Below are 9199 nucleotides of genomic sequence, written 5' to 3'. Positions count from 1 at the left end.
GCGATCGGCTCGACCGTACCTAGGGGTATGCCCTTCGCCAATCGCCTTTGCCCTGACGAAAACCTGCTCCGGCAGAACCGGTTTCATTTAGCAATGCATGGCTCTCGAAAAAGAAACGCCGCGAAGGATGGGCATCCTCGCGGCGCAGCAAATTGCTGAAGAATAAACAGGGCAGGCACGTCAGGCACAGGGCGGGGCCATTGGCCGGCGCCGGTGCAAGCTTTGGGTGCGGCGTCGCCGCGGAATTCGTTAGATCGCCGGACGCGGGGTCGGCAGCGGAATGGTGCCGGTCGTGACCCGATCGGTCGCGACATGGGCGGCGGCCGGGCTGTCTTCGCCGTCGTCGACTGGCGGGCGGTAAGGCATCGGCTGGTTCAGCGCCACGGTACGGTCATCGCGCAGCTGCTGCGGAGCGGCTGCCGTTGCCGGCTCTACGGTCGTCGCAGGTGCCAGGCCAACGGAAGGTGTCGCGGTCGTGGCAACAGTTGTGCTCTTGCCGCTGCCGAACTTGCTGTCGAGCAGTTCAAAGGCAACGAGGGCGCCAGCGCGGGCCCGCTCGCCGAGAACGCCGAGCGTATTGGCGCCCTTGGCGCAAACCTCGGGCTTCTCGCCGCACATGCCGCTCAGATAGTCATAGGCGCCGGTCACGGCGACGAAGGCGTCTGCAATCTGTAATGTCGATCCGGTCTGCGTGTTCGTCTGGCGCTCGCCGCTGAAGAACGACAAGGCGACGAAGAGAAGCCCGAGCCAGATCGATGATTTGAGTAGAAACCACATGTTCGTTGCCCATCCTGTTTTCCCGCTCGGTCTTGCCGCCGAATCAGGTCCGTCTTCCGGTGTGATTTCACCCTAGCCAAAACTTGCGAATGCCGGTTTTCGAAACTCGGTGGCATTTGCGTCAAATTTAGTTCAAATTTTAATCGAAACCGCATTCGGCGCATTTCGGTCGAATTGTAGCCATTGGCGTTAAGCATGCCATGAGCCACCTCCTGTAATTGCAGGCTTTCCTTGAAGCGCGTTCGCCCCAAGCGTTAACGACTTGCCGAAAAATGAGCGAAATCCGTCGCTTACTCGCTGTTAACCGTAAAAAACAAAGGGCCCTTCCGGTGGCCCAAAATGGGACTTTTCGCGCTTTCCGGCCGGGGAGCGGCACTTTCCCTTATTCTTTCCTTAAGCGCCCGGGGCCTATTCTTGGGCCTCTGTGAAGAGCCTTTTTAGGGCGGGTATTGCGTGCTTGTATTGAGTGACATCGTGGATCGGGCGACAGCCCTCGTGGACCGGGCGGCGGATCGCTGGCTCTCCCGGACGGGAGGAAGTGCCGCGGTGCGCCAGCGCGAGCTGACCATCCTGCGCCGGCTTGCACTCCTGTCTTCGGCAGCCCTTGTCGTCGCCCCCGCTGCTCTCTCCATCGTCACCAGCCCGGCCGTCGCGCTGCCTGCAGGCGTTGCCGCCGTCGTCGGCGGTTTCCTGTTTTCGGCCGTCGGCAGCATCGCGCTGTCGCGCCAGAGCATCGTCACATCGGGTGTCGCCACCCAGTCCGCCGAAGAGTTCTTCATGGAAGCCTCGGCCGGCCTCATCCTGTTTCTCGATCCGCAGGGATCCGTCGTCAATGTCGGCGGCCGCGACAAGCGCGATTATCTCGCCTGGATGCGCGCCCCTGACGGTCGCGGCTTTATAGAGCAGATCCATGTCTCCGACCGCATCCTCTTCCTGCAGGCGCTCGATCAGCTGCGCCAGGGCGAGGAGCAGGCGGCCGTCGATCTCCGGCTCGAGCGTCCGTCGGTCTCGGTCGACAATCGCCAGTTCTCTCATCTCAGAACCGATCTCACCGCGCGCCGCGATAGCGATGGCGCGCTGATCAGCGTCGTCGCCCAGCTGCGCGATGTCTCCGCCGAGCATCAGCTCCGCGTCGAGGCCGAAGCCCATGCCGCCGATGCCCGCTCGGCCAATGACGCCAAGTCGCGGTTCCTGGCGGCCGTCAGCCACGAGCTGCGCACGCCGCTGAACGCCATTCTCGGCTTCTCCGATATTCTGATCGGCGAGTATTTCGGCAAGCTCGCCAATGAGCGCCAGCGCGAATATGTCGGCCTCGTGCGCGATTCCGGCGCGCATCTGCTCTCCGTCGTCAACACCATGCTCGACATGAGCAAGATCGAGGCCGGCCGCTACGAGCTGGTGCTGGAGCCCTTCGATATTGCCACCGTCGTCCGCTCCTGCGAGGCCATGCTCGGCCTGCAGGCCAAGACCAAGGGCGTGTCGCTGACGAGCCGCATCCAGCGCGGTCTCGACGAGGTCGTGGCCGATCAGCGCGCCATCCAGCAGATCCTCATCAATCTGGTCGGCAATGCCGTCAAGTTCACCGAAGCTGGCGGCGCGATCTCGCTCGACGCCTCGGTGCGCGACGGCATCCTGACGCTTTGCGTCTCCGACACCGGCATCGGCATTCCGGCCGACAAGCTGCAGCTGCTCGGCCAGCCTTTCGTGCAGATCCAGAACGATTACACCCGCCGGTTCGAGGGCACGGGCCTCGGCCTGTCGCTGGTCAAGGGCCTGGTCGCGCTGCATGGCGGCGATTTCGCCATCGCCAGCACGCCGGGTTCCGGCACCATAATCACGATCTCGATTGCGGCGGATGGTTCCGGCGTTCCCGTCATGGACCTCTCGGCCAATCACCCGGTCGAGTTTCCGCCACGGCTGAAAGCGTCGACTGGCATGACCGACATCTTGGAAGAGGGGCTTTTCGATGGCCGCGAGCAAGCGAAAATCGCCTAAGGGAAAGAGGGGCAGGCAGAAGCCGAGCCTTCTTCTCACCGGGGCTGCCGCCGTTGGCGGTTTGGGGCTGCAGGGCATTGGCTTGCTCGGCGGCGTCATCGGCCGCAATCCGTCGATCACGGGCGGCACGGCCGCCTTCCTCGTCATCTTCTCCTTCGTCGCCGCCAATGCGCTCTGGTATCAGCCGGGCGTGCACCCGCACCCGTTCCTGCGCACCCGCGACAGCCTGTTTCCGAGCGCGCTTATCGGCCGCCCGCCGGTCGAAGAACACACCGGCGAGGTCACCACCTTCAAGATCGAGCGCGAGGGTGAGGGCGAGGCGAACAGCGCCGAGACCACCAACGCCGTCCCACCGGCACCGGTGGCCGGCCAGCCCGCCAACCAGCTGGTCATGGATATCCAGGCCGAACTCGTCCGCCGCGGCCTCTATAACGGCGCGCCCGACGGCGTCATCGGCCCGCGCACCAGCGCCGCCATCCTGTTCTTCGAGGAAACCGTCGGCATGCCGCAGAGCGGCGACGCCACGCCCGAAGTGCTGGCCGCACTCAGAACCGACGCCATCGGCCCATCCGCCATCCCCACCGAGCGCCCGCGCGAGGATGTCTCGGCCCAGGCGCTTGCCGAAGACCCTGTTGCCGCCGCCATCCGCAGCGCCGAGCACCAGGTGAAGACCGCGCCAACGCCAAAGGCGGCCCCCAAGCCCACCCCGGTTTCGGCCCCGGCAGCCCAGGTGCCGGTCAGGCAGGTCCCTGTCCAGAAGATCTCGGCTCCGAAAAACGCGCTGGAACCCGTTCCGGCAAGGCAGACCTCGGTCGCCCGCGCCGCTGCAACCCCATCGACCTCGCCGTCGTCGACCTTGAACAGTGTCGATCTGGTCCTGAAGATCCAGCAGGGCCTCGCCAACATGGCCTACACCAATGTCGGCGTCGACGGCGTCGTCGGCGAACAGACCCGCGTCGCCATCCGCCATTTCCAGAAGCACTACAACCTGCCTGAAAACGGCGAGCCCAGCGAGGCGGTGCTGAAGAAGCTCAAGGATATCGGCGCGCTCTGAGCGGGCCGTCTCATGGCCGCCGCGTTGCGGCTCCGCGCTCGCCGGTCTATACCGCCTGCATGAGACTTCGCACCGACATCTTCGTATCCGCGCTGCTGCGCCGTGTCTTCGCCAAGGGCGATTTCGCCGCCGTCGAGAAGAAGGGGGCCGACGAGGCTGGCGCGGTCTTCATCCGCCAGCATTTTCGCGATGGCTCCGAGACGCTTTATGGCCCGGCGCCGCAGAGCTTCTTCGATGAGGAAGCCAGCGGCGAACGGCTGTTCGAGATCAGGCTCGAGCGCAAGGATGCGGATGATGTCAGGGCGATGCTGGAGCGCGAGCGCAAGTTCGACAACGACCTCTGGATCGTCGAGCTCGAAGCCGATGATGTCGCCGATATCGTGCCGCTCGCCAGGGAGCGCGACGGCCGTCTCTGACCGACTTTAGCGCGAACGTCCGACGAGCCGCATGGCGCGTGCCGGCGGCTGGTGAACGGCGCGGGCATGCGAGGTCTGCTGCGTGACCGGATGGGGCGCGGCCGGCGCCTGTTCCGGCAGATAGGTATAGCTGTCGGCCCGGCGCCATGCCTCGACGCGGTCGCGGCACTCTTCCGGATCGAGCGCATCGAGCACCATCCAGGCGCGGGTGACGCTGTGCTGCGCCTCGGCCAGATGCGGATAGAGCTTTTCGAGAACGAAGACGGCGTCGGAGAAATCCATGCCGATGCTGGTCAGCGTCGTCGCCATCTGCTGGCCCGACGTGTCGAGCATGATGCGCTCGGCAAGCCAGCGGCTGGCCGACAGCGTATCGGCAAGCGCCGTCGCAAAGGCGACCGCCTCGCGGCTGCGGGCAAAGCGTACCAAAAGGGCCGATTGCAATGTCGAAAGGGTGCGAAGACCGAGCCGGTCGTTATCGTCACGACCGAGATGGCGCGCCAGGCCACGCAGCGTGTCGCGAACCTCTTCCTCGCGCGCGCCGCCGGTGACGGGCATCTCGGCGGTCTCCGTCGGGGCAGGGGAAGCTATCGACTGAGCGCTCTTCTGTTTCGGTTCGGTGGCCTGCGTCGGCTCGACGGGATGGGCGGCGATCGTCTCGACCACCACGACCTCGGCGTCGGTTTCGACGGCTATGGTCTGCACTTCGACAGCAACAGGGGTGGCGGCAACAGCGGACACCGTCTCGGTGACGACAGGCCCCACTTCGGTGACCACGGACGCCTTTTCGGTGGCCAACGGCGCAGCCTCTTGGGCCACGACCACAACCTTATCGACCACCGGCGTCGCCTCGACAACCACAGGCGCAACAACCTCGACAGCCACAGCAGCCGGTTCGCTGATCTCGACCTTCACGCTCGCGGTCTCTGCAATGGCCTTAAACTGTCCAGCCTCCGGCGCAACGAACGGCATCGCCGCGCTGGCGAGCGCTTCGGCGACCTCGGCTCTGTCGACTGTTGGCGCCGGCTCGATCGTCTCCACCTGCCGCTTCGGCGCGGCATGGCGCAGCCCGACCAGCACGTCGATCACCCGCGGCGACAGCGCATCGCGGCTGACGATGGCGCGCATGTGCTCGACGCCCTGCGTGCGGGCAACGGTGATCAGCGTATCGTCGTCGATCGCCGGCGAGGAGATGAGGAAGGGGGCGGAAATGGCGATCGGCTGGCAGCCGATGAACAGGGCGACGGCCTGCGGAATGGCAGCGCATTGCGAGAGCGCTGCCACGGCCTGGCGCTTGGCGTCATCGGAGGAGGCGACGAAGAGGGGGGTGAACAATTCGGCGAACTGGCGAAGCTCCGATCGGGTCGGCGGCTGCAATCCCTCGAAACTGCTCACTGTCGCCATGAGAACCACGTCCTTCTTCCGGCTCGCGGAGGGGGCCTCTAGGTCTCGAAACCGGTCACGCACAAAACACACCCTGAACACGCTAGAGGGATGCCGCTGGCCTGGACGCGAAGACGCCTCTACCACATACGGGATATGAACAAATCCTACAGGGACACGGTTAACCGTTGCTGAAGATTTGAGGGGAATCGTCCCGAAATGGTGCCGTGCAACATCACCAGGCGCGGCTTTTGCCGGCCCGGTCTTTGCCCGTTAAACGAGTGATGTGGATGACTTACATGGACGGCCTAGAGCGCCCGGTGTCCGCGCAGCGCGGTTAGCAGCTTGTCGGGATCGTCATAGCCGGACTGGTAGAGATCGAGCGCCGTGGAGGCGGCGACCTGTGCCTTCGAGCTCTTGATGTCGATGCGCTTTTCCGCGCACCAGGCATCCAGCGCGTGGCGCAATATATCGAGATCCTCAGGCGAAAATGTCGACCCAATCATCAGAGACATCTGTCTGCCCACCCTGGTTAACCGTCAGACCCAGTCCCCAGATCAAATCCAGGGTCGGCCGCGTTTTGCCCTGCAGCCGATAATACGACCTTAGCGGCATCTCGGCGAACTGCAATTAATATTTTTGTGAGGTAAATTTGCAACATCGGTGATGGCGGAGCCCGTGTCTGGCGCTGTATCGCTAACTATATGATTTAAAGCTAAAATTTGCGACCGATGGAAACAGCGGATCTTTGCGATCGGCATGCAACCAAAGGGCGGGCCCCTGCGTTTTAATGGAGACGTCGATCGACAAGGATTCTCCGGCCGAATTTTAATATTCTGTTAACCACCGTCTGTCTCAATCCGGGAAGCAGAACGTGCTCCTTGAGAGGGGCGCCATCATACGCATCACGGTATTGTTCACGATATGCCGTGAGAAAGGCGCGAATGACCCGATGCCGGCAAATCCGGCAAGGGTGCGCCGGTCCGCGCAGGCGGGCAGGGTGAGATCTGAGCTTCATCCGTCTCGGGCAGTGCAGGGAGACGACAATGGCAATAGTCATCGCATTGGCTGATCGTCTATCTCGGACGCCAGGCCGCAAGGAAAGATCATCAAGCGTGGAAGGATCGCCGCTCGAAGCGCAGATCCTGCTTTACACCGGCGTGCGCTACGAACGCCTGACCGACCCCGACAAGCCTACGGCCGTTCGCCGCGCCTCGCGCTCGAAGGGTAAGTAAGGCTCTAGTTGGAGGGAGCGAATTCCTCGCAACCGGCTTCCGACAGGAAGCTCTTGGCTGCTGCGTCGAAGCTCGTCTGCGGCGCCAGCGTTCTCAAAACCGCGTATCCGCCCGACCGCGTCGTTTCGACCAGGATCGTCCTCTGAAGTTCCTGCGGCAGCGACTTGCGCAATTCGGTCAACTGGATCGGGCTGCCGATCAGGATATCCACCGCGCCGCCGACCGAGGTCCGGTCGTTCATGCTGAAAATCTCGTTCGACGCATCGTCGAACAGCGCGATCGACCAGAAGGGCACGTTGCCCCTGGCCGTGAACCGCACCGGGTTCTCCTCGATATCGAAGGAACAGACGGCGGTCCTGACGAAAGGATCGTCGTTGGAAAGCCCCGCCGTGTCCTCGGTACCCCCGAGCAGATAGAACGTGTCGAGATCGCCTTCGGAGGCGACGCGCGTTGCCGCATCCTTGCCGGTGAAATGCGGCAGCGACAGGATGATGACGAGATGCAGCAAAGCGGCGCCAAAAAGGCCGGCCAGAAGCGCGAACAGAACCCTAAGCATTGCCGCACCCAGTCTTTTCAAGCTTCGGCATCGCCAGATCGATGACACCGGAACTGCCCGCCGTCGGCGTGTCGAACAGCGTCAGCACTAGCTGAAACGTGCCCGCGGCCGGAAGCGCCAGCCAGTTGTTCGGCCTTGCGCGGGTCGAGATGTCGATGGTGAAGCTGCTGTCCGGCTGGCGCAGCACCGTCCACGAATTGAGCGCACCCGGCAGCCCTGGCTGCAGCGAGGCCGGATTGCCGGAATTATCAGATGTGAACAGCGTCCAGATCCGAGCCGGCGGCGTCTGCCCGGTGATCCGGTAACTGCACCCCGCCTCCAGCCGATTGCCGGCGTCATCCACCTTGGCGGTGAACATCAACCCCTCGGCCGACCCATAAAGCAGCCGGCCTGCGCGCGCCCGGTGTGATTTCGCGTAAGGATCGGCATTCTCCGTCTGCAACTCCGGAAACGCCTCCCACGCGCCGAGCTTGATGGCGCCGAAGCCGGCGGTCGCATTCAGCGCATAAAGCGAAACGAGTATCCCGCCGCCGAAAGCGATTATCAGCGTCATCGCGATAAAGAGAGGAAATCGAAACACCGGTCGCCCTTGATAGCCAAATCAGTTGAAAGGGTTACCACTGATTCTGGCTGGGCGGAATGGTGGAGGGGGAAAAGGTGGGGGCGATGAGCGTCGACCGACCACGACTTCGTGGAACGCTGGCGGCACCACACACTCGACGTCATGCTCGGCCTTGTGCCGAGCATCTGCCGACGGTGCCTCTCGAGCGACGGTAGTGGACACGTGGCTCCGCGCCGGGCATCCGCACCGTTGCACTCGTGGAGGCGTGCTTAGATCCTCGGGACGAGCCCGAGGATGACGCCGCGTGTAGGGATTTCGCTGCGGAAACAAGTGGTTGTCGGTCGAAGCCTTTGCCAACTAGACAAAAGGCAGCCTAACTTTCACTCTGCCACCCTCTGCGGCTCAAGCGCCGACGGCAACCCCACCCTCGACGTCATGCTTGGTCTTGTGCCGAGCATCTGCCGATGGTGCCTCTCGAGCGACGGTAGTGGACACGTGGCGCCGTAGCGTGCATCCGCACCGTTGCACTCTCGGAGGCGTGCTTAGATCCTCGGGACGAGCCCGAGGATGACGTCGCGCATGGGGTTTTCGCTGTGGAAACAAGCGGTTGACGGTTGTCTTCATCCGCTGTGAGCGCCGACAGCAACCTCATCCTCGACGTCATGCTCGGTCTTGTGCCGAGCATCTGCCGACGCGGCCTCTCGGGCGACGGTAGTGGACACTTGGCGCCGCACAGGGCATCCGCACCGTTGCACTCTCGGCGGCGTGCTTAGATCCTCGGGACGAGCCCGAGGATGACGTCGCGGGTGGGGATTCCGCTGCGGAAACAAGCCGTTGTCGGTAGTGTTCATCCGGTGTAGCCGCCAGCGGCAGCCTCATCCTCGACGTCATGCTCGGTCTTGTGCCGAGCATCTGCCGACGCTGCCTCTCGGGCGACGGTAGTGGATACGTGGCGCCGTACAGCGCATCCGCACCGTTGCATTCCGGGAGGCGTGCTTAGATCCTCGGGACAAGCCCGAGGATGACGCCGAGTGTGGGGTTTTCGCTGTGGAAACAAGTGGTTGCCGGCCAAATCGCGCCAAGGGCAGCCTAGCCCTCACTCCGCGCTAGCCACCTTCTGCGCCGCCAGCGGTGCGGCGGTCTTCAGTTCCTCGCCGATATCCTTCAGCAACTTCGTCGATTCCACCGAGAGCATCCGTGGGCGCACCAGGGGAGGCGGGGCGC

The 9199-nt window shown here is 63.6% G+C and carries 9 protein-coding genes and 1 pseudogene; 4 read left to right on the top strand and 6 right to left on the bottom strand.

Annotation, left to right across the window (positions count from 1 at the left end; genetic code table 11):
• Positions 1-249: 249 nt before the first annotated feature.
• Entirely contained in the window at positions 250-777 is a 528-nt protein-coding gene (locus ACCD05_RS31075) for a DUF5330 domain-containing protein (protein ID WP_413397484.1), read from the bottom strand.
• 453 nt (positions 778-1230) lie between these two features.
• On the opposite strand from ACCD05_RS31075, the gene ACCD05_RS31070 reads away from it, so the two are divergent.
• Genes ACCD05_RS31070 through ACCD05_RS31060 form a run of 3 tightly spaced genes read left to right on the top strand, consistent with a single transcriptional unit; the run spans position 1231 to position 4242 of the window.
• Positions 1231-2772, top strand: a complete 1542-nt coding sequence (locus ACCD05_RS31070; protein ID WP_413397483.1) for a sensor histidine kinase — start codon at positions 1231-1233, stop codon at positions 2770-2772.
• Positions 2744-3826: a peptidoglycan-binding protein gene (locus ACCD05_RS31065; RefSeq protein ID WP_413397481.1), complete on the top strand. Its 1083-nt coding sequence runs from the start codon at positions 2744-2746 to the stop codon at positions 3824-3826. Before ACCD05_RS31070 ends, ACCD05_RS31065 begins: the two co-directional genes overlap by 29 nt.
• A gap of 59 nt (positions 3827-3885) precedes the next feature.
• The gene (locus ACCD05_RS31060; RefSeq protein ID WP_413397479.1) at positions 3886-4242 is read left to right on the top strand and encodes a DUF1491 family protein; all 357 of its coding nucleotides are present in this window, start codon (positions 3886-3888) and stop codon (positions 4240-4242) included.
• Positions 4243-4248: 6 nt separating this feature from the next.
• Here ACCD05_RS31060 and ACCD05_RS31055 read toward each other — a convergent pair whose 3' ends face one another.
• From ACCD05_RS31055 to ACCD05_RS31045, 3 genes and pseudogenes are all read right to left on the bottom strand, one after another.
• Positions 4249-5211 carry a hypothetical protein gene (locus tag ACCD05_RS31055; protein WP_413397486.1) on the bottom strand — a complete coding sequence of 321 codons (963 nt, stop codon included), beginning with the start codon at positions 5209-5211 and terminating at the stop codon, positions 4249-4251.
• 75 nt (positions 5212-5286) lie between these two features.
• A pseudogene (locus tag ACCD05_RS31050) lies at positions 5287-5706 on the bottom strand (DUF2336 domain-containing protein); the annotation flags it as partial.
• A gap of 224 nt (positions 5707-5930) precedes the next feature.
• Complete coding sequence (locus ACCD05_RS31045) at positions 5931-6137, bottom strand: hypothetical protein (protein WP_112945428.1); 207 nt, start codon at positions 6135-6137, stop codon at positions 5931-5933.
• A gap of 531 nt (positions 6138-6668) precedes the next feature.
• Between ACCD05_RS31045 and ACCD05_RS31040 the strand changes: the two genes are divergently transcribed.
• Positions 6669-6857, top strand: a complete 189-nt coding sequence (locus ACCD05_RS31040) for a hypothetical protein (protein ID WP_047507599.1) — start codon at positions 6669-6671, stop codon at positions 6855-6857.
• Positions 6858-6861: 4 nt separating this feature from the next.
• On the opposite strand, the gene ACCD05_RS31035 is transcribed toward ACCD05_RS31040, so the two are convergent.
• Together ACCD05_RS31035 and ACCD05_RS31030 are read right to left on the bottom strand one after the other, a co-directional pair.
• A complete protein-coding gene (locus tag ACCD05_RS31035; protein ID WP_018898956.1) occupies positions 6862-7413 on the bottom strand; it encodes a membrane protein in 552 nt (183 codons plus the stop codon).
• A complete protein-coding gene (locus ACCD05_RS31030) occupies positions 7406-7993 on the bottom strand; it encodes a DUF1214 domain-containing protein (RefSeq protein ID WP_026283084.1) in 588 nt (195 codons plus the stop codon). The genes ACCD05_RS31035 and ACCD05_RS31030 overlap by 8 nt, the downstream gene beginning before the upstream one ends.
• Positions 7994-9199 lie beyond the last annotated feature (1206 nt).

The organism is Rhizobium sp. Rhizsp42 (genome assembly GCF_047304155.1).
In the GTDB taxonomy this organism is placed as follows: domain Bacteria; phylum Pseudomonadota; class Alphaproteobacteria; order Rhizobiales; family Rhizobiaceae; genus Rhizobium.
Note: the sequence above shows the minus strand (reverse complement) of the source record. Positions and strands in the feature narration are given on the sequence as shown.

Bases quoted from the DNA above. Each gene is read 5' to 3' on its own strand.
- ACCD05_RS31075 (WP_413397484.1), bottom strand. From the start codon at position 777: ATGTGGTTTCTACTCAAATCATCGATCTGGCTCGGGCTTCTCTTCGTC.
- ACCD05_RS31065 (WP_413397481.1), top strand. From the start codon at position 2,744: ATGGCCGCGAGCAAGCGAAAATCGCCTAAGGGAAAGAGGGGCAGGCAG.
- ACCD05_RS31060 (WP_413397479.1), top strand. From the start codon at position 3,886: ATGAGACTTCGCACCGACATCTTCGTATCCGCGCTGCTGCGCCGTGTC.
- ACCD05_RS31055 (WP_413397486.1), bottom strand. From the start codon at position 5,211: ATGCCGTTCGTTGCGCCGGAGGCTGGACAGTTTAAGGCCATTGCAGAG.
- ACCD05_RS31045 (WP_112945428.1), bottom strand. From the start codon at position 6,137: ATGTCTCTGATGATTGGGTCGACATTTTCGCCTGAGGATCTCGATATA.
- ACCD05_RS31040 (WP_047507599.1), top strand. From the start codon at position 6,669: ATGGCAATAGTCATCGCATTGGCTGATCGTCTATCTCGGACGCCAGGC.
- ACCD05_RS31035 (WP_018898956.1), bottom strand. From the start codon at position 7,413: ATGCTTAGGGTTCTGTTCGCGCTTCTGGCCGGCCTTTTTGGCGCCGCT.